Annotated in this window: 21 protein-coding genes; 14 read left to right on the top strand and 7 right to left on the bottom strand. The window is 27.3% G+C overall.

All coding sequences use genetic code 11. The annotated features are described in order from the left end of the window. Positions 1-25: 25 nt before the first annotated feature. Together lpxB and AAQM_RS12115 are read right to left on the bottom strand one after the other, a co-directional pair. Positions 26-1,069 carry a lipid-A-disaccharide synthase gene (gene lpxB, locus AAQM_RS12120; protein ID WP_129095183.1) on the bottom strand — a complete coding sequence of 348 codons (1,044 nt, stop codon included), beginning with the start codon at positions 1,067-1,069 and terminating at the stop codon, positions 26-28. After that, positions 1,066-2,139: an epoxyqueuosine reductase QueH gene (locus tag AAQM_RS12115; protein WP_129095182.1), complete on the bottom strand. Its 1,074-nt coding sequence runs from the start codon at positions 2,137-2,139 to the stop codon at positions 1,066-1,068. The genes lpxB and AAQM_RS12115 overlap by 4 nt, the downstream gene beginning before the upstream one ends. 84 nt (positions 2,140-2,223) lie before the next feature. On the opposite strand from AAQM_RS12115, the gene AAQM_RS12110 reads away from it, so the two are divergent. Then, positions 2,224-2,595 carry a hypothetical protein gene (locus AAQM_RS12110; protein WP_228254520.1) on the top strand — a complete coding sequence of 124 codons (372 nt, stop codon included), beginning with the start codon at positions 2,224-2,226 and terminating at the stop codon, positions 2,593-2,595. 16 nt (positions 2,596-2,611) lie between these two features. Here the strand turns inward: AAQM_RS12110 and AAQM_RS12105 are convergent, their stop codons facing one another. Together AAQM_RS12105 and AAQM_RS12100 are read right to left on the bottom strand one after the other, a co-directional pair. Beyond that, on the bottom strand, positions 2,612-3,952 hold the full coding sequence (locus AAQM_RS12105) for a sodium-dependent transporter (RefSeq protein ID WP_129095181.1): 1,341 nt from the start codon (positions 3,950-3,952) through the stop codon (positions 2,612-2,614). Between the two features lie 87 nt (positions 3,953-4,039). Continuing rightward, positions 4,040-5,242 carry an NAD(P)/FAD-dependent oxidoreductase gene (locus tag AAQM_RS12100; protein ID WP_129095180.1) on the bottom strand — a complete coding sequence of 401 codons (1,203 nt, stop codon included), beginning with the start codon at positions 5,240-5,242 and terminating at the stop codon, positions 4,040-4,042. A 292-nt stretch (positions 5,243-5,534) separates the two neighbouring features. Between AAQM_RS12100 and nfo the strand changes: the two genes are divergently transcribed. Further along, a complete protein-coding gene (nfo, locus tag AAQM_RS12095; RefSeq protein ID WP_129095179.1) occupies positions 5,535-6,380 on the top strand; it encodes a deoxyribonuclease IV in 846 nt (281 codons plus the stop codon). A gap of 9 nt (positions 6,381-6,389) precedes the next feature. Here nfo and dauA read toward each other — a convergent pair whose 3' ends face one another. After that, complete coding sequence (dauA, locus tag AAQM_RS12090) at positions 6,390-8,018, bottom strand: C4-dicarboxylic acid transporter DauA (protein ID WP_129095178.1); 1,629 nt, start codon at positions 8,016-8,018, stop codon at positions 6,390-6,392. Between the two features lie 140 nt (positions 8,019-8,158). On the opposite strand from dauA, the gene AAQM_RS12085 reads away from it, so the two are divergent. Then, a complete protein-coding gene (locus AAQM_RS12085; RefSeq protein ID WP_129095177.1) occupies positions 8,159-8,740 on the top strand; it encodes a TetR/AcrR family transcriptional regulator in 582 nt (193 codons plus the stop codon). A 12-nt stretch (positions 8,741-8,752) separates the two neighbouring features. Here AAQM_RS12085 and AAQM_RS12080 read toward each other — a convergent pair whose 3' ends face one another. Continuing rightward, on the bottom strand, positions 8,753-9,397 hold the full coding sequence (locus AAQM_RS12080) for a tetratricopeptide repeat protein (protein ID WP_129095176.1): 645 nt from the start codon (positions 9,395-9,397) through the stop codon (positions 8,753-8,755). Next, positions 9,398-10,012: a tetratricopeptide repeat protein gene (locus tag AAQM_RS12075; RefSeq protein WP_129095175.1), complete on the bottom strand. Its 615-nt coding sequence runs from the start codon at positions 10,010-10,012 to the stop codon at positions 9,398-9,400. A 108-nt stretch (positions 10,013-10,120) separates the two neighbouring features. Between AAQM_RS12075 and AAQM_RS12070 the strand changes: the two genes are divergently transcribed. The 11 genes from AAQM_RS12070 to nuoI all read left to right on the top strand — a co-directional run bounded on the left by AAQM_RS12070 (position 10,121) and on the right by nuoI (position 20,570). Then, on the top strand, positions 10,121-10,474 hold the full coding sequence (locus tag AAQM_RS12070; protein WP_129095174.1) for a hypothetical protein: 354 nt from the start codon (positions 10,121-10,123) through the stop codon (positions 10,472-10,474). 15 nt (positions 10,475-10,489) lie between these two features. After that, complete coding sequence (locus AAQM_RS12065; RefSeq protein ID WP_129095173.1) at positions 10,490-12,223, top strand: ATP-binding protein; 1,734 nt, start codon at positions 10,490-10,492, stop codon at positions 12,221-12,223. Positions 12,224-12,502: 279 nt separating this feature from the next. Next, the gene (locus AAQM_RS12060; RefSeq protein WP_129012319.1) at positions 12,503-12,892 is read left to right on the top strand and encodes an NAD(P)H-quinone oxidoreductase subunit 3; all 390 of its coding nucleotides are present in this window, start codon (positions 12,503-12,505) and stop codon (positions 12,890-12,892) included. Continuing rightward, on the top strand, positions 12,874-13,383 hold the full coding sequence (locus tag AAQM_RS12055; RefSeq protein WP_129012320.1) for a NuoB/complex I 20 kDa subunit family protein: 510 nt from the start codon (positions 12,874-12,876) through the stop codon (positions 13,381-13,383). Before AAQM_RS12060 ends, AAQM_RS12055 begins: the two co-directional genes overlap by 19 nt. Beyond that, entirely contained in the window at positions 13,383-14,186 is an 804-nt protein-coding gene (locus AAQM_RS12050; protein ID WP_129095172.1) for an NADH-quinone oxidoreductase subunit C, read from the top strand. The genes AAQM_RS12055 and AAQM_RS12050 overlap by 1 nt, the downstream gene beginning before the upstream one ends. A gap of 3 nt (positions 14,187-14,189) precedes the next feature. Next, a complete protein-coding gene (nuoD, locus tag AAQM_RS12045; protein ID WP_129095171.1) occupies positions 14,190-15,416 on the top strand; it encodes an NADH dehydrogenase (quinone) subunit D in 1,227 nt (408 codons plus the stop codon). Beyond that, the gene (locus tag AAQM_RS12040) at positions 15,413-15,685 is read left to right on the top strand and encodes an NADH-ubiquinone oxidoreductase subunit E family protein (protein WP_129095170.1); all 273 of its coding nucleotides are present in this window, start codon (positions 15,413-15,415) and stop codon (positions 15,683-15,685) included. The genes nuoD and AAQM_RS12040 overlap by 4 nt, the downstream gene beginning before the upstream one ends. Continuing rightward, a complete protein-coding gene (locus AAQM_RS12035; RefSeq protein ID WP_129095169.1) occupies positions 15,678-16,475 on the top strand; it encodes a hypothetical protein in 798 nt (265 codons plus the stop codon). The genes AAQM_RS12040 and AAQM_RS12035 overlap by 8 nt, the downstream gene beginning before the upstream one ends. Then, entirely contained in the window at positions 16,472-18,946 is a 2,475-nt protein-coding gene (locus tag AAQM_RS12030) for an NADH-quinone oxidoreductase subunit G (RefSeq protein WP_129095168.1), read from the top strand. Before AAQM_RS12035 ends, AAQM_RS12030 begins: the two co-directional genes overlap by 4 nt. Before the next feature lies 1 nt (position 18,947). Next, positions 18,948-19,940, top strand: coding sequence for an NADH-quinone oxidoreductase subunit NuoH (gene nuoH, locus AAQM_RS12025; RefSeq protein WP_129095167.1), 993 nt, complete (start codon positions 18,948-18,950; stop codon positions 19,938-19,940). 9 nt (positions 19,941-19,949) lie between these two features. Next, a complete protein-coding gene (nuoI, locus tag AAQM_RS12020) occupies positions 19,950-20,570 on the top strand; it encodes an NADH-quinone oxidoreductase subunit NuoI (RefSeq protein WP_129095166.1) in 621 nt (206 codons plus the stop codon). Positions 20,571-20,579 lie beyond the last annotated feature (9 nt).

Here is a 20,579-nt window from a genome sequence, read left to right as displayed (position 1 = left end):
GAGAAATATTATATCTAAAAAAAAATTAGTTTATTATAATCTGTGCTACATTTTGTGAACTTCCATTTTGTAGATAGTCTCTCAAAATTTTCGAATTTTCAAAAAATAATTTTTTATCTAAGTTTATATAATCATTGAAAAGATTTTCAACAGTAACATTTTCTTGTAAAAATTCACTATGAAGAGATTCCCTTCCCATTTTTTCAAAAAATATGTTTGCTAAACCCACATAATTTAATTTTACAAATAGATTTCCAATAAAAAAATCTATTTTTTTAGCTATATAAGATAGAGTAAAAGGAGTTCCAATTAGTGCTGCTTCAAGAGTTGCTGTTCCAGAACAAACAAAAGCATATTCAGCTTCAGTTAAACTTTTATGAGCATTTCTTGAAATAGTAAAATCAGAAATATCTCCATAAATTTTGTTTATATATTCATTATCAAATTTTGCTGGAATTATGAGAATATATTCTTTATTTGGAATTTTTTTGATTAATTCTTTAAAAATTGGCATTAAATTTGTAATTTCTGTTTTTCTGCTTCCTGGCATAAAAGCTATTTTATTAGTCTGTTTTATCTCATCTTTGAAAACAGTTATTTCATCTAATAAGGGATGTCCCACATAAGAAATCTTATTTTTATCACTATACATTTCACTTTCAAAAGGAATAATTGAGCAAAGTTTTGAACAATATGCTTCAAGTTTCTTAACCCTTCCTTTTTTCCATGCCCAAGCTTGAGGTAAAATATAGTAAATAATTTCTTTATTTGGATAGGTTTCTCGTAATTTTTTCGCTAATGGAAGATTAAAACCAGAACTATCCATTAATAGTACTTTGTCACAATCTTTTGCTAATTGCACTAATTCATCCCGAAGTTTAAAAAAGAACCTGATTTTTTTCAAAGCATCAACTATTCCCATAATAGCTAAGGAAGTTAAATCATAAAGAGGATTACCTAACTCTTTATCAAAAACTCCATATAATTCTACACTATTTGGTAAGTGTTTTTTCAACTCTTTTAAATGGATATTTGATGAGGCTTCCATAGCACATACAAGTAATTTCATATTAATTCTTCTTTTGTATCTTCATAAGTAATAGAGTTTATTTCTATTTCATATTTTTCATCAATAATTTCATCTATTATTATTAATGCACTTAAATCATAAGGATTTTTTAAAATCATATTTCGAATCTCTAACTCTTTATAAAAATCTAAAGAGTTATACATAAGTTCTTTTACATTTTTATATGAACTGTTTGCAAATAAATTGAAAGTTGTTAGATCTATGATTTTTACTTCATCACGATTAAGATAATTTATTCCATCTTTTGAGTATTCGATTCTTCCATTTGTATTATTTCTGTTTATAGTTGAATAACACATGATATATGAAGGGACAATTTTTTTTGCAATTTTAACTTTTCCACTTAATAGCCGATAATTCAAAAATCTTTGTTTAATGATTTTGTATTTTTTTTGTAAATCTTCATAATCATTTCTTTTTTGATAAAGTTCAAGTCTTTCTTCTATTGATTCAGGAAGTATTTGATTTGAAATAGGATTAAACATTTCATCCATTATCTTTTTTTGAATCTCTCTTTGAGCAGATAATCCAAATAAACAACCACAATAATTTTGTCTATATAAAGAATTTTCTTTTACTTTTTCACCTTGAATTACTCCACCATTTCCACTTCTATAATCTCTAAAAATAAACTCAACACCTGTTTGTTTTGTAAGTTTTTCACCAATAATTTCAAGTTTTTCTTGAGATTTTTTTGGAGAAATTAATAAAGAAGTTGTAAATTTATCATGACCTAATTCTTGTGCTTTTTGAACTGATACATCAAGTCTATCATCATAACAAACAGTACATCTATCTCCTTTTTCAGGTAAATGCTCCATACCTTTTACTTTTTTTAGCCACTCTTCAAGGTTATAAGGACCTTCAAGTAATGGAATTCCTAATTTTTTACACGAGTATTCTACATCTAAATATCTAAGTCTATATTCACTATATGGATGAATATTAGGGTCATAAAAGTAACCAACTAATTTTTCATCGGGAAATTCTTCTTGTATTTTTTCTAAAAAATAGTGACTATCAACTGCACAACAAATATGAACTAACAATATAAAACCTTTAATTATATAATTTGATATAATTATATTAAAACTTTACAAAACAAAGGATTAGGTATAAAAAATTTAGTTTTAGTGATATTTTCACTATTTATTTTTACAGGTTGTTTTAATACAACACAACCGCAATTAAACTCTTCAAGTGCAACTATATTGATAAAAACTCCACAAATGAAGTTTTATGATAAAGGTTTTATTTATAAGTATAAAGAGTTTACACAAGTTCAGATTTTTTCTGCAGGAACAGCTATTCTTGATATGAAAATATACAATGATAGGATTTGTAGAACAACATTTAAATGTCAAGACTTAAAAACTTTTAATAAAGAGAATCTTTCATCTTCTTATCCTGATAATTTTTTAAAAGAGTTATTTGAAAAAGAACAAAAAGAGGTTATTCACAGAGATAAACAAAATGATATTTTAATAAAAATTATAAGAGATTGATTTTAATCTCTTATAATTAAATAATACCTATCTCTTTTAGCATAATAGCAATTATTGAAATAGGAGCTACATATTTGATTGTAAATAACCAAATTTTATAGAAATTTTCTCCTGTATATGGAACAATTGCTTTTTTTGATACTTCTTTATCTAAAATATATCCTACAAATATAGCAATTAAGATTCCACCAATAGGCATTAGAATAGCTGAACTTATAAAATCAAACCAGTCAAAAAGATTTTTACTTCCAAATGTTAAAGTTTGTGAATATGCGCCAGTATTTGAAAGTAATACAAAAATTCCAACTAAATAAGCAAAAAATGCAATACTATAAGTTGCTTTTTTTCTTGAAATATTTTTTCTTTCAACTAAATACATAACAGTTGGTTCTAATATAGAAACAGCTGAAGTAATAGCAGCAAAAGCAAGTGCTATAAAAAATAAAAGTGCTAAAAATATACCAATTGTTCCCATTTCATAAAAAATTGCAGGAAGAGTGATAAATACTAATCCAGCTCCCTTACTTGGTTCTTGAGCAGCTGTAAATGTAATAGAAAATATAATAAGTCCAGCAACAAGGGCAATTAATGTATCCATAATTACAATATAAGTTGATGCTTTTACAATATTTACATTTTTGTCTAAAGAAGCAGAGTATGTCAAAATTGTTGCCATTCCAATAGAAAGAGTAAAAAAGGCATGTCCCACAGCAACAATAATTGAATTTGTATTAAATTTTGCAAAATTTGGGTAAAACATAAATTCAACTGCTTTATAAAATCCATCAAGTTGAATAGAGTAAATAAGTAAGAAAATTAAAATACCTATTAAAGATGGCATTAATATGTTATTTAACTTTTCAATTCCTTTTTTTACACCTTTTGAAATTGTATAAGCAATAATTATAAAAGTTAAAGTATAGTAGATAAATTGATTTAAAATATCATTTTTTACGAAATTTGAAAAAACCTCTTCAGATTCTTTAAAATTTGCAGGTAGTGATGAGATAGATAAAACAATGTAGTGAAAAATCCATCCAATAACAACTGAATAAAAAGTTAGAATTAGAAGACCTGTTAAAAAGGAGAAACCACCATATTTCCAATATTTTTTTTCTTTAGGAGCTAGGGTTTCAAAAGCAGTTACTGCATCTTTATTTGAATTACTTCCTATTAAAACTTCTGCTATAAATATAGACATTCCTATAAAAAATACTGTAGCTAGGTAAACAAGTACAAAAACGCCACCACCATTTTCACCCGCAATATATGGGAATTTCCATATATTTCCAAGACCAACAGCACTTCCTGCTGCTGCTAGAATAAAACCAATTCTAGTAAATCTATTTTTATGCATTAAAACTCTTTATTTTTAAATAAGGTAACCATTTTAACACTAATATTTTTAATTTTCTGTAATAAAAAGTATAATTAATAGATAATTTTAAAATCTTTTTAGTTTTGCATAACCTTTTTTTATCAATTTAATTAAAGGTTTTCTATATGAATGGAAAACATATTTTTTAATTTCGTAAGCTAATCTTCCTTTTACTGTAAGAATTCCATAAATATCTCCTGCTGCATATTCTCCTCCAAGGGCTATTAAAATTCCATCAAGTTTTGGATTACATTTTTCTAAAGGACGTTGAGCAATCATATTTAATACATTTTTTCCTGCATTTGTTCCACTAATTCTTGCAATAGTTACATTTGGAGGCATAATTTCACCTTTTAGATTTCTAATTTCTGCTATATCTCCAACTGCAAAAATATTTTCATATCTATCTGTTTGCATGAATTCATTTACTATAATTTGACCTCTATTATTTTTTGCTACATCATCAAGTTCTGCTGTTATTGTAGAAGATTCAACTCCTCCTGTAAATACTACGAAAGAGTGGTTTATTTTTGTCCCATTTGATAAATAACAGTAACCATCTTCAACTTTTTGAAGTTTTGTGTTTGTGATTATGTTGATGCCTAAAGATTTTAATCTTTGTTGAGAAATATTGATTAAATCTTGCTTTAAACCAGGAAGAATAGAAGAAGAGCTACTAATTAAAGAGATTTTTAGATTATCACAAGAGAAATTTCCTCTTTGAAAGAATTTGTTTGCATAATATGCCATTTCTGCAGCTATTTCAACTCCAGAAAGACCCGCTCCAACTACAACAATATGCGTATCAGCACACTGTTTAGCTTCATTTTTTATTTTTTCAAAAAGTTGTCTTTCAAAACTTTGTTTAAAAGTAATTGCTCTATGAAGTTTTTTGATATCATCTGCATTATTTAATCCTGGAATACTAGAAGGGAAGAATGTTCTAGTTCCTGCTGCCATGATTAAATAATCATATTCAACTATTTCTTGCTCTTCTGTAAAAATCTTTTTTGCATGTTGGTCAATTTTTCGTACTTTTAAGTTTTTAAATTCTAAATGATTGTGGTTAAAACCTCTACATAATGTAGTTAAATCTATAGTTACATCTGCAAAGTTTGATTTATTTGCAATTAAATCATAAACTTCGGGTTGTAGATTGTGATAAGTATGTTTATCTATTAACGTAATTTTTATATTTTTATTTTTAACTAACTCTCTTAATGCGTAAATTCCAGCATATCCACCACCAATAATAACAATTCTCTCCATAAAGACTCACCCTTTAACAATATTTAGATTTAACTTAGATTTTTATTCCTATTTTATGGCATTGTAGCCTAAATTCTTCTGGAATATTTAAAACTATATACTTTTTTGAAGTATATAGTAAATTATTAGTAATTCTATACTTAGCCATTTTAGGATAATATAAAAATCTAAAAAAGTTAAGAAATTTATTTGTTGATGTTTATAAATGTTACTTTTAAATAAAATTATAAAAACTTATGAATAAATATTCATCAAAAAATATAGTTTAAAAATAAAAAAATAGGAATTAAAAATGAAATATGTAGGAGCTCATGTAAGTGCAAGTGGAGGTGTTTATAATGCACCAATAAATGCAATGCAAATAGGTGCTAAGGCATTTGCACTTTTTACTAAGAATCAAAGACAATGGACAGCAAAAGAGTTAGATACAAAAACGATTGATAAATGGTTTACAGAGTTAGAAAAAAGTGGGATTCAAACAAAACATATCTTACCACATGATAGTTATTTAATAAATCTTGGTCATCCAGAAATTGAAGCAAGACAAAAATCTTTAGATAGTTTTATTCATGAATTAAAAAGATGTGAAATATTAAAACTTGATAGATTGAATTTTCATCCAGGAAGCCATCTTAGAAAAATTTCTGAAGAAGAGTGTTTAAATAATATTGCAGAATCTATGAATAGAGCGATAGATGCTACAAAAGATGTAAAACTAGTGATTGAAAACACAGCAGGTCAAGGAAGTAATCTTGGATATAAGTTTGAACACTTAGCTTATATAATTGATAAAATAGAAGATAAAAGTAGAGTTGGTGTTTGTATCGATACCTGTCATATGTTCACAGCTGGTTATGACATAAGAACAAGGGAAGCTTATGATAAAACTTGGAATGAGTTTGATTCAATTGTTGGAAGAGAATATCTAATGGGAATGCATATAAATGATTCAAAGCCTGACTTAGGAAGTAGGGTTGATAGACATGATTCTTTAGGTCTTGGAAAAATTGGTTGGGATGCTTTTTCTTTTATTATGAATGATGAAAGAATGGATGATATTCCACTTGTTTTAGAAACTATCAATGAAGAGATTTGGGAGCAAGAGATAAAAGCTTTATATGATTTAGTGAAAAATTAAGATTTTTCACTAAAGTTTTTTTGCATAAAAAATTGATTCTTCTAAACTTTTAAAAGAGTTTAGATTTTCTTTATTTAGATTAAAATTTGCCTTTTCAAGTTTTTTTATAATTCTTTCATTTAAGCCACAAAATATAAGTTTTTTCTCTTTACTCTCAAAATTTTCAACGATTGATTTTAAAGCTACAATTGCTGTCATATCAATCATAGAAACATTTTGCATATTTAAAATAACAGTATTTGTATCTTCGTTTGTATTTAAAAGAGTTTTTAACGCATTTTGAGCAGCACCAAAAAACATAGGACCATTTATGTCATAAATAGAGATATTTTGAGGAATATCAGGATGAGCAGTTAGATTTTTTGTATTGATTAGTTCTATAGAGTATAAATCAATAGTTCTTTTAATAAATAAAATTGAAGCAAGTCCAATTCCAACAGCAACAGCAATTTGCATATCAAATAAAACAGTTAGAGAAAAACAAGTTAATAATACATAAACATCGTCTTTTGGTGCTACTTGAATGATATTTCTAAAGTGTTTAACTTCAGACATATTCCACGCTACAACTAATAATAAAGCTGATAATGAAGCCATTGGTAAGTATGAAAGATAAGTTGATAAAAATGTAATCGAAACTAAAACAAATAAAGCATGAATAATAGAAGAGAGTTTTGAAGTTGCTCCTGATTTTATATTTACAACAGTTCTTGCAATTGCAGCAGTTGCTGGAATTCCTCCAAAAAATGGAACGATTATATTAGTTATTCCTTGACCTATTAACTCTTTATTTGGATTTGTTTTATTTCCTGTCATTCCATCACTAATAACAGCGCATAATAAAGATTCTAAAGCTCCTAAAATTGCAATAGCAATAGCGTGTGGGAGAAGTCTGTAAATTAGCTCTAAATTAATCTCTTGAAGTTCTAAATGAGCCCAAGGAAGTGAAAATTGTAAAGGAATAGGAGGAATTCCATTTCCTTGTAAATCTCCTATTTGATAACTAAAAGTTGAGGCAATAGTTGAAATATTTGCTGTTGGAACATAAATATTTAAAAAAGCAACGACAATAGTTGTGATAGTTAAAGCAATAAGTGCAGATGGAATTTTACTTTTTGTTTTTTGCCATAATATTAGTAAGAATAGAGTTAATAAACCTATTGAAAATTCACTAAAATTAATAGTATGAAATGAAGTAAATATTAAATAAATTTTATCAAGATAGCTACCATTAAAATCTTCAATACTTAAACCAAAAAAATCTTTTATTTGAAAAGTTGCTATTACCACAGCAATTCCAGAAGTAAAACCAACAGTTACGGGGTAGGGAATTAATTCTATTAATGTTCCAAGTTTTAAAGCACCAATAAATATTAATATAATTCCTGAAAGTAAACCACAAAGTAACAATCCTGTTACTCCAAATTCTTGAACAATAGGAATTAAGATTACAACAAAAGCCGCAGTTGGACCTGAAATATTTATTTTACTACTTCCAAAAATTGCTGCAAATATTCCAGCTATTATTGCTGTGTAAAGTCCAAGTTGTGGAGGAACTCCTGTTGCAATTGCTAAAGCCATTGATAAAGGAAGAGCTATAATTCCAACAGTTAAACCTGATAATAGATTATTTTTCATTATATTCCTAAAAAATGGAAAATTTGTAGATTCTAAATCAAACTTACTTAATATTGAATTAAGTTCAAAATAATGAATTTATATTCATTTAATCTTTTAATAATAAATCAATTATAATCACAAAATTTTTTTGGATTAATATGAAAAGTAAAATAAATAATGAGATAAATAGAATAAAAAGAGATTTATATTTAAAACAAGCATCAGAGTATTTTGATAAATATGGATATAAAAATTTTAAAATTTCTCAATTAGCAAAAGAACTTGAAACTTCTGTCGGAACAATTTATAATCTTTTTAATTCAAAAGATGATTTATATTTAGAGTATTTGATTTTAAAACTTCAGAATTTTATGAATAGCTTAAATGAAAAAGAAACGAATAATGCTTATGCTAATTTGGAGTTATATCTTTCCTGTAAATATGAAATATTTATGCAGATTGATAAAAATAGGGATATTACTATTATAACTGATCCATATTTTTTTCATAAATTAGATATTTCGAATCATAAAATAGTAGATGAAATATACAATTTTTTAATTAGACAGTTTAAAAAGATATATCCAAATAGCAATATGAATTATAAACATATAGCTATACTTTTTAAAAAATTATCAGATGGATTTATTGAGAGTTATTTGTTAGTAAAATATGATACTAAAGATGTTATAAGTGATACAATGAGTCTATTTTTTAAAGGTTTAGAAGATAAAAAATAAGATATAGGTTTTTTATAACCTATATATCTTATGATTTATATCCTCTTTAGTTTCTTTGATTTTCTTTTGCCAATAATCTACTTTTTTCTGATCTTTAGGTTGTTCAAATAATCCATTTTTACTTATATTTATAAGCATTTCCATAGCACTTAAAACACCTTTTGATGCAGCAAACTCTAATAGTTCTACACCTTTTTCATTATCAACTTTTGTGTTTATTCCTTGAATATAAAATCTTGATAATTGATATGCAGCTGTTGGGTCTTTTGTACTTGATTCTTCTAAAAGTTCAAAAGATTTATTTACATCTTTAGTAACACCTTCACCTTTGTAATATAAAAACGCTAAAGGTAAATTTGCATAGATATTATCATTCTCTTTTGCCATTTCTAAATATTTAATAGCCTGTTTATAAACTTTTTTATCAGCATAATAAGTTCCCAATCTAATTTGAGCAAAACTATTTGTTTTTTCGATATTTTTATAACAACTTAATTTCTGATTTTCATCTTCAATAACTTGACAACTATTAGCTTCTTCTAATATAGATTCATAGTTATCTCCAAAACTTAAAAAAGATGGCCAAGAAGGCATTTTTAAAGAACAAGCTGTGAATAAAAAAATTGTTCCAATTGATAATATTAGTTGTTTATACATTTATATTCCATATATTTTATTTGTAAAAGATTGTGTATCTTCTTTGTGTTTTAAGTCCCAATATTCACTTTTTTCTAAATCAACAGGTATATATTGTTCATTTGAGTATAAAAGATGTAGTTGATATTGAGCATCTTTAACTTCATTTTCACCTGCGTATGTAAGAAGTTCAATTGCATTTTTTACTTTGTTATCAATTAAATAAAAATTTGCAAGTTTATATGCAGCAATTGGATCTACAGATTTTGTATCTTCAAGAAGATTTATTGCAGTTTTTTCATTTTTAGCAACACCAAAACCATTGATATATAAATTAGCTAATAAAGAATTTGCATAAAAATTTCCTTTTTGTTTTGCTAAATTATATCTTTGGAAGGCTTCCTCAAAATTACCTCTATATTGTGCTGTTAATCCTAGTCTTATTTGAGCAAAACTATTTTTATAAGCAATTAAATCATAACAATCTATCTCAAACTGTTTTTTAAGATTTCTACACTCATCTGCAATTGCTAATTCATTTGGTAAAACTTTCATTGCTTCCTCATGATTAGAACAACCATTGAGCAAAAAAAATAGTAGAAGTAACTTTGTAGAATTTTTAACAAGCCTAAACATAAGTGTCCTTTTTAAATTTTCATATAAATTGTTGCATTCTAGCAATTTTTTTATTCATATGTAGTTAAGAGATATTGATGTATCATATTATTTTTAAAGGAATTAAAAATGATTTTTATTGGTTTTTTTTTATTGATAGCCTTAGTAGTTATATCTTTAAACTTACATAATCATGCAAACTTAGATAAAATTGAAGATTATTTAAAAAAATCTAATTGTTTAAACTATACTTATTCAAAAGGTTCGTATAAAGCATTATGTGAAGATAATTTAATAGAAATAAGCAATAGTTTCACTGTAGATGTGGAAAAAAATTCTAAAATCACAAAATACGAAGATATAAAAGATATAAAAATTAAAGATTTAAAAATAGTAATTAATGATGAGTATGTTTTAGAATTTAAACATAATGAAGATATTAGTACATTTAATAAAAATTTAGAAGAAAAATTAAATAAGTAGGATTAAAAGAATAGAATGAAAGAAGTAATTAATTTTATAAAAGCTCAAGATGTAGAGAAAACAAATTTTTTTAATCAATTAAAATGTTCAGTTGAAGAGGCAAAAATATTACAATTTATGTCAAAAGAGTATGTAAATGGTAGAGATACTTTAGGTGTTATTGATATTTTAGGTGAATTTTATGATTTAAAAACATACAAACATTTGGAAAAACTCGATTTAATAAAATCTCTTTTAGAGTTTGGTTGGCTTGTTCAAGTATCTTTTGATCAAGTAAAACTTAGTGAAGTTTCAAAACTTGAACTTATAAATTCAAGTGTTTCTCTTTCTAGTGCTTATTTAAAAATGTTGGAAAATGGAAGTAATGATTTTGTTCTTCCTGAAATTAAAAATTATAGTGATCATTTAGAATATTTACAAGACCAGTTTTTCAGAATTGATTTAGCTCAACAATTAAATGTAGTTAGAAAAAATTTTGATGTAAATAGTCCTAGTTCTAATAGATTAAAATCAAAATTGATTTTATTAGAAAATAGAATTAAAGAGAGAATAAAAGTAACATCAAATTCTATAATGCTTGAAGATTTTTTTAAAGAAAATAGTTTAAATGAACAAGAACAAACTCTATTTTTGGCTTTGTTAAAAGAGGAATATTCAGGTGGTGATGGAACATTAAGAGATATGAATTCTTTAATAGAGTTAATTTCAAGTGATGATTATGAAAAAATCAAATATAGAAGTTTACTTGAGGAAAGCTCTACATTAGTTTCAAAAGCACTCATTGATTATGATGAGGTTTTAACACCTTTTGGTGGAATCAATAGAAATTTTTATATTCCTGATGATGTTTTATATAAGATTTCTCATCCAACTAAAAAAAGTGCAGGTGTTGGAAAAATAAAATTAGATACAGTAATAAAAGAACAAGATATGTTTGAGTTAATTTCTACAACTAAAACATTAGATGATGTAATTTTAAACGATAAAACAAAAGAGACATTAGATGCTCTTTTAAAACAAGTTGATAAAAATGTAATAAATAGACTAAAACAATGGGGAATAAAAGATAAAAAAAGAGGAATTGAAGCAAAAATCATTTTTTATGGAGTTGCTGGAACAGGAAAAACTTTGACTGCTTTAGCTTTAGCAAAATCACTTAAAAAAGATGTATTAAGTTTTGATTGTTCAAAAATTTTATCTATGTACATTGGTGAGAGTGAAAAAAATGTTAGAAATATTTTTGATAAATATTATGAACTTCGAACTCAAACAAAATCAGAACCTGTATTGTTACTAAATGAAGCAGATCAGTTTTTAAGTTCAAGGGCTTTAGGTGGAATGAGTAGTAGTGATAAGATGCATAATCAGATGCAAAATATCTTTTTAGAACAAATAGAGAGATTTGATGGAATATTGATTGCAACAACAAATTTACTTGAAAATCTTGATAAGGCATTTTCAAGAAGATTTAATTATAAAATTGAATTTATTAAACCAAATAAAGACCAAAGAGTTAAGCTTTGGAAAAAATTACTTCCCGCAAACTTGCCATTAGAAGAAAATTTTGATATTGAAGAATTAGCAAAATACGAATTAACAGGTGGTCAAATAGAATTAGTTATTAAAAACACAGCTTATAAAATTGCAGTTAGTGATGAGCCTATTTTTAAAGTAGAAAATTTTAAAGAGCAAATTACAAAAGAGCAAAAAGGTCAATTTGATTCAGAAACAAAAGTTGGATTTTTTTAAATAAAATCTAATTATTAAACTAGAATATTAATTAATAAATTTTATCTCTAATTAAGAAACAATAAAAAATATAGTAAAATAGCCATAAAGCTTTATGATTATATTTAGTGTTTCTTTTTGTACCAGTTTACACTTAATCCTTAGAAAAACATTAATTTTAAAGCGCATTTATATAAGGTTAGAATATTATTCTCATAAATTATTGTAAATAGTTATGTTAAGTTATTAAAACTATTTATAAAGTAAAAGAGTATATTTAGCTTTCAAAGGATAAATTAAATGACACACATGGAATTTGCCCATCCCTATTTTGGTGCGTTCGTAATGTTTATTGTAACGTTTACCGCATTTGGTGCAACGGTATGGCTTTCAAGATATATAAGTAGAAAGATTGCAAGACTAGATACAGAAAAACTAAAAACTACACTTTATGAGTGTGGACCTGAAGTTACAAAACAACCTAACAGAATCTCAGCACAGTTTTATTTAACAGCTTTATTATTTATATTATTTGACGTAGAAATAATATTTATGTTTCCATGGGCTATAAATTTTAAAATACTTGGATGGTTTGGATTTGTAGCTATGTTATTTTTCTTATTAATTTTAGCTATTGGTTTTCTTTATGAATGGAAAAAAGGAGGTCTTGAGTGGCACAGCATAAAATAAATTATCTACAAGATAGTGGAGCAGCTGTTAAGTTAACAACTATTGATAAAATAGTAAATTTTGGTAGGTCTAATTCTTTATGGCCTATGACTTATGGATTAGCCTGTTGTGCTATTGAGATGATGGCAACTGGAGCTTCAAGATATGATTTTGATAGATTTGGAACTATTTTTAGAGCAAGTCCAAGACAATCTGATGTGTTGATAATTGCTGGAACATTAACAAAAAAACATGCTGAGTTTATGAGAAGATTATATGATCAAATGCCTGATCCAAAATGGGTAATTTCTATGGGCTCATGTGCAAACACGGGTGGAATGTTTAACACTTATGCAACAGTTCAAGGTGCAGATAGAATTATCCCTGTTGATATTTATCTTCCTGGTTGTGCTCCACGACCTGAAACACTACAATATGCTCTTATGACACTTCAACAAAAAATTAGAAAAGAATCAATTTTTAGAGCTCATAAAAAGAAGAGGTTAGTATAATGAGAAAATATACTCCAAAAGATAGTGTTCAAAAACAAGCATACTTTTCAGATAGATTTTTTGTAAGTCCTCCAGTTCCAAGATTAAATCCTAGTGAAGATGAAGTTTTTGCTAAAGATTTTGAAGAGATTAATTATTCTATCAATGTAAAAGAAGCATATATTGAACTTGGGCATTTAGTAGTTGTAATTGATAGAAATTTTTTAATTTCATGTGTAAAACTTTTAAAGGAAAAATTAGAATATGATATGTTGATTGAATTATCAGCAATTGATTATTTAGCTTCAAAAGGTGGTTATGAAATTTTTTATGAATTTTTATCTTTAACAAAACACAAAAGATTAAGAGTTAAATGTTTTTTACCAAAAGATAAAGCTATTGAATCATTAACTCCATTTTTTAAATCAGCAAATTGGTCTGAGCGAGAAATGTATGATATGTTAGGTGTAAAAATAGTAAATCATCCAAATTTAAAAAGACTTATTATGCCTGATGATTGGTATGACCATCCTCTTAAAAAAACATATCCACTTCAAGGTGATGAGGCGGCTTCATGGTATGAAGTTGATAAAATTTTTGGAAAAGAAGCACGTGATATTATAGGACCTGAACAAAGAGATCCAGCTGCTATTGATAGATATGATACAACTAGATTTGCAAGACTTGGACATGAAGTTCCATTTGGAATGGATATTTCTCAATTTGAGCCAGAAACTCCTATTTCTTATGAAGAGAAAGATGGAAATACTTTAGTTAAAAAATTAAAACCTGAAGAATCAGTTGTTTTAAAAAGAAGAAGGTAGAAAATGCAACAACCAAATAGATTAAAACCTTTTTTTGAAAATATTCACTTTGAGCGTGAAGATAATACTATGATGGTAAACTTTGGTCCTCAACATCCATCTGCTCATGGTCAATTGAGACTTATTTTAGAGCTTCAAGGTGAGGAAGTTGTAAAATCAAGACCAATGATTGGATACCTTCATAGAGGTATGGAAAAAATGGCTGAAAATATGATTTATAATGAATTTTTGCCAACAACAGATAGAATGGATTATATAGCTGCAACTTCAAATAATTATGGATATGCCTTAGCTATTGAAAAACTATTAGGAATTGAAGCTCCAAGGCGAGCTGAGATTATCAGAACAATGCTTTTAGAGTTAAATAGAATTACTTCTCATCTATTTTGGCTTGCAACTCATGCACTTGATGTTGGAGCTATGTCTATGTTTTTATACTGTTTTAGGGAAAGAGAATATGCAATGGACTTAATAGAAGACTATTGTGGTGCTAGACTTACTCATAGTGCAGTTAGAATTGGTGGAGTACCTTTGGATTTACCAAGTAATTGGATTGATGATTGTGCTAGTTTTTTAGATGTACTAGAACAAGAACTTAAGACTTATGAAGGTTTATTAACAGAAAATAGAATTTGGAAAATGAGACTTGAAAATGTTGGTGTTATAACTCCTTCTATGGCAAAAGATTGGGGATGTTCTGGAATTGCTTTAAGAGGAAGTGGTATTAAATGGGATTTAAGAAAAGAGATGCCTTATGGAATTTATCCTGAACTTGATTTTGATGTTCCTGTTTCATATACAAATGACTCTTATGGAAGATATAAAATTTGTATTGCTGAAATGAGAGAATCTTCAAAAATTTTAAAACAATTATTTTCTATGTATAAAGATACAGATTCTCAACTTATGGCTCATGCACCAAATTATATTTCAGCTCCTAAAGAGCAAGTTATGACTCAAAATTACTCTTTAATGCAACATTTTGTTTTAGTGACACAAGGTATGAGACCACCTGTTGGTGAAGTTTATGTGGCTACTGAATCACCAAAAGGAGAACTTGGATATTTTGTAGTAAGTGATGGAAGTCCTTATGCTTACAGGATGAAAATAAGAACACCAAGTTTCCAGCATACAGCTATTTTAGAAGAGCTTTTAATTGGTTGCCAATTGGCAGACGTGGTTACTATTATTGGTAATCTTAATATAGTTTTTGGTGAGATTGACAGATGAAAAGATTTGATTTAAGACACTTAAAAAATGATTTTTATGAAAGAATGTTGGAATTATTAGATAAACAAATAGCACCCCAAGAGGTTGCAATTATTATGTTTGAAATAGGGGATTTTTCAAATATTCAAAAAAGTGCAGATGTGATTTATGAAGCTGGATATACATTAATGAATTCGATTAAATTTAATGAGGTTGATTGGACATTGGTAGTAAAAAAAGTAAAACCAGAACCAAGACCTGTAGCAGAAGAAAGTGCAAAAGATGAATAAAGTAGAACAGATTTTAAAGAGTGATTTTATAATATCATTTGCTACTTTTTTAGAAAATGAAGAATTAAAAAATTCTATTGAACAAGCAGTGAAAAATAATGATGCAAAATTTGTTTATATGCATCCAATTGACAATTCTAATTTAAAATCTTTTTATTCGCAGTTAATAAAATACGAAGTTGGAAGTGAAGAGGGAATAGTTGCTCTATTATTAAATAGTTTTAGTTCTAATTGTGATGAAAAAACTAAAGAATTTATAGAAGATTTAGATTTAGGTTATATTAGTGCTGAAAGTAGTGCAGGTGAAGAGGAGTTTGAAGAAGCTTTTGAAAGTTCATCAAATTCAAAAATAAAAACTTTAATTATTGGAGATGATATTTTAAAGCATCAAAGAGTTGAAAATATCATCAAAATAGTTGCATTAATAAAAAAATATTCAGATTTTAATTTGGTTGTTTTAAATGAAGATTTAGAGCAAAAAATAAATAGTTGTATAAATTTTGATTTAGAAGAGCTTGAAGAATTAAAATCATTTAATGGAACATTGATTTATAAATTAATAGGTCAAGATAGTAAAGAGTTAATTGTTAGCCAAACTTTTGCAAATATTGCAAAGGTAGCTGATAATAATGAGGTTTTTGTAATCTTTAAAAATGAAAAAATTAAAAAAATTTTAAAAGTAGATGAAAATTTACATGGAACTATAGCAATTTTAAAGACAAAAAATAGTAAAGATATTTTTAATGGTTATTCATATAAGCAAGTGAAAATTGAAAAGGTAGAAGTATGAGTGATATGATTACACTTACAATTGATGGTAAAACAATTGAAGCAAAAGATGGTGAGTCAATATTAAATGTAGCTAGAGCAAACGATGTTTTTGTTCCAGCAGTTTGTTATTTAACTAGATGTTCCCCTACATTAGCCTGTAGATTGTGTTTAGTTGAAGCAGATGGAAAACAAGTATATGGCTGTAATACAAAAGTAAAAGCAGGGATGGATATATCTACTACAACTCCTAATATTGCAATTGAAAGAAGAGCAATTATGGAAGTTTATGATGTAAACCATCCATTACAATGTGGTGTTTGTGACCAAAGTGGAGAGTGTGAACTACAGAACTACTCTTTGTATATGAAAGTTGATTCTCAATCTTATAGTATCAAAGATATACACCGACCAACTCAGCATTGGGGAGTTATGAATTATGACCCAGCTTTATGTATAGTTTGTGAAAGATGTGTTACAGTTTGTCAAGATATGGTTGGTTCAAATGCATTAAGTACAGTAAAGAGACCAAGTGATGCAATTGATGCTACATTTAAATCAGAGATGCCAAAAGATGCTTATGCTATGTGGAATAAGTTAAATAAATCACTTATTGGTTATGATGCTGATGCATGTACAAATTGTGGAGAGTGTATTAGTGCCTGTCCAGTTGGAGCATTAGTAAGCCATGATTTCCAATATACTTCAAATGCTTGGGAACTTAAAAAAATACCAGCAGCAAATCCTCATTCAAGTGATTGTGCCTTTTTATATTATGATATAAAACATGAATCAATAGATAATCATGCAACAAAAAAGATTTATAGAGTAAATAGTGAACCTCATTATTCAACTGTAAATGGTGCTGGAAGATTTGCTTATGATTTTGAAAACAAAGTTTCATCAAAAGACAAAGTTGCATTTAAAAAAGCTGTTGAGGCATTTAAAAATGCAAAAAATATTAAATTTAACTCTTATATTACAAATGAAGAGGCTTTAATTTTACAAGAAATTGCTTCAAAAACTGGTGCAAAACTTGTAAATGAAGATGCAAGAAGATATCAAGAGTTTTTAAATAATTACTCTAAAACTTCTGGAAAATCACTTTATAGTTCTACTCTTGCTGATGTTCATAGTTCAAATTTTGTAATTTCAGTTGGTGGATACTTAAAATCTGATTTACCAAATGCTAGATATGCGTTTAATAACTCTGTTATTATGAACAAAGGTGCTGGATTATATTTTCACCCAGTAGCTGATCCAATTATGGAAAAAATTGGTAAAAAAGGTAAAACAACAGAGTTTATTTATCATGCACCATTAGCTGAAGAGGCTATTTTATATTTTATTTTATATAAATTTGGAAAAGAGTTACCATCACAGGTTCAAGAGTATATCGATTCATTTAAACAAACAAAAACAAAAACTGTTGTTGAAGAGGTTAAAGAAACTGTTGTTGAAATTGTAAAAGATGAAGAAACAGGTGAAGAAAAAGAGGTTAAAAAAGTTGTAACAAATAAAGTTTCAAAAGAAGTAGAATTTGAATATTCAACTTTAGTGGAACTTTTTGGAAAAGATGAAAAATTCCTTGATTTATTAGAAGATATGTTAGCTAAAAAAGATAAATTTTCTTTAATTGTTGCAGAAGATTTAATAACTCATCCAAATAGTGTAAATTTAGCAAAACTTTGTGGTTTAATAGATAGATGCACAGCTTTTGATGTGGTTATTATTCCAACACAAACTAACACTTTAGGAGTTGCACAAATCTGTACTTTATCAAAAGAAGTTGAAGGATTTAGTGTTGGTTATAACATGAAAGCAGATTTTGAACTATCTGCTTTAGGTGATGCTAATTTAGATATTCCAGCTCTTAACCAACAAGAGGGAACTTTTACCAATATTGATAAAAAAGTAATTCCAACAAATGCAGCTTTAGAATTTAAAGGATATACATTAAATGAAGTTGCAAATGAAGTTTTAGGAACAGATGTTGAATATACAATTGAGTATACAGTAAAACTTCCAATTCAAAAAGGTTATAAATCAGAACAATTCGATGATTTACCAAACAAATTTGGTAATGATCAAGTTGAATATAGAGGTTATGATTTAGAATCATTTGAGGTTTCAATTCAAGATGATTTTAAACCAATAATTGATGAAAGAATAACATTACAAGATAATGAACTTATTATTTATAGAGCAAATCCAATAAATCAATTTAATGAATTTACAGCAATTGCCCATGAGTTTAAAGATAAACTTCAGGATGGTATCTTTTTCTCAAAATTTTTATTTGAAAAATTGGAGTTAAATGAAGGTGATAAGGTAAAAGTCATAGCAAATAATCAAGAGTTGATTTTATCAGCTTATATTGATATTCAAATAGAGGGAAATATTCCTTATATTTCAACATTTATGAAAAATAGTTCTTCAAATGCTTTATTTAATACATATAGATTTAATAAAGCAAAAGTAGTAAAGGCATAATATGGAATCAAGTATCATAATAGAAACTATTGTAAAAGTTATAGTTGTACTTGCTGTGTTTTCAGCACTCGCTGGATTTACAACTTATATTGAAAGAAAAGTTTTAGCATTTATGCAAAGAAGATTAGGACCTACAAATGTTGGACCTTATGGATTGTTACAAATTGCAGCTGATGGAATTAAACTTTTCACAAAAGAGGATATTATTCCTGCAAATGTAAATAGACCTATTTTTATGGTTGCACCAATTATAACAGCTGCAACAGCATTTATAGCAATGAGTGCCATTCCTTTTTTCCCTGAATTTGAAATGTTTGGATATACAGTAAAACCAATAATTAGTGATATTAATGTTGGGGTTTTATTTGTAATGTCTGTCGGAGCAGTTGGGCTTTATGGACCACTTTTAGCTGGTATGAGTAGTGCTAATAAATGGGCATTACTTGGAGGTGCAAGAACTGCAATTCAGCTTTTATCTTATGAAGTTGTATCAGGACTTGCTCTTTTAGCTCCACTTATGATGATAGGAAGTCTTTCTTTAATTGATATAAATAATTATCAAGCAGGTGGTGTTTCAAACTGGATAATTTGGTCTCAACCAGTTGCTTTTGTTTTATTTGTAATTGCTGGATTTGCTGAAACTAATAGAACACCTTTTGACTTGCTTGAGCATGAAGCTGAATTAGTTGCTGGTTATGCAACAGAGTATTCAGGTATGAGATGGGGGATGTTTTTTATTGGAGAGTATGCAAACCTTTTTACAATCTCTTTTTTAGTTGCATTAATTTTCTTGGGTGGATTTGAGCCATTATGGTTTATTCCAGGTGGTTTAGCAATTGTTTTAAAAGTTATGTTTTTGATTTTCCTTTTCTTATGGACAAGAGCATCTTGGCCACATATTAGACCTGACCAATTGATGTGGTTATGTTGGAAAATTTTAATGCCTCTTGCAGTACTAAATATTTTAGTTACTGGTTTTGTACTAATGTTTTAGGAGTTAATTATGGAACTAAATAAGTTTAAAAATAGAAATATAAGCGAAGATTATATTACAGTTCAAGAAGATAATTATCCTAAAACTTCTTGGGATATGTTCAAACAAGTAATGGTTCGATCTGTTAAAGGTGAGTTATTTACAGGTTTAAAAATCACTTTTGGAATAATGTATAGAGCATTATTTAAAGGTGAAATGGCAACAGTTCAATATCCAAAAGAAAAATTACCTATTGGCCCTAGATATAGAGCTGTACACAAGCTTCTAAGACTTTTAGAATCAGGTGAAGAAAGATGTATTGGATGTGGACTTTGTGAAAAGATTTGTATTTCAAACTGTATAAGAATGGAAACAAGAATTGATGAAAATTCAAGAAAAGAAGTTATGCAATATACAATTAATATGGGAAGATGTATCTTCTGTGGATATTGTGCTGAGGTTTGTCCAGAACTTGCTATTGTTCATGGTGGAAGATATGAAAATTCAAGTGAACAAAGAGCACATTTTTCACTTAAAGAAGATATTTTAACTTCGGCAAATGGTTTAGGTGCACAACTTGAATTTGATGGTTATGGTTCAGTATCTCCTGATGCAGATAAAAAAATCAAAAAAACACCATTATCATACTAAGGAGTTTGA

This window comes from Arcobacter aquimarinus (assembly GCF_013177635.1).
In the GTDB taxonomy this organism is placed as follows: Bacteria; Campylobacterota; Campylobacteria; order Campylobacterales; family Arcobacteraceae; genus Aliarcobacter; species Aliarcobacter aquimarinus.
The sequence above is the reverse complement of the archived record's forward strand: the minus strand, read 5'-3'. Positions and strand labels throughout refer to the sequence as shown.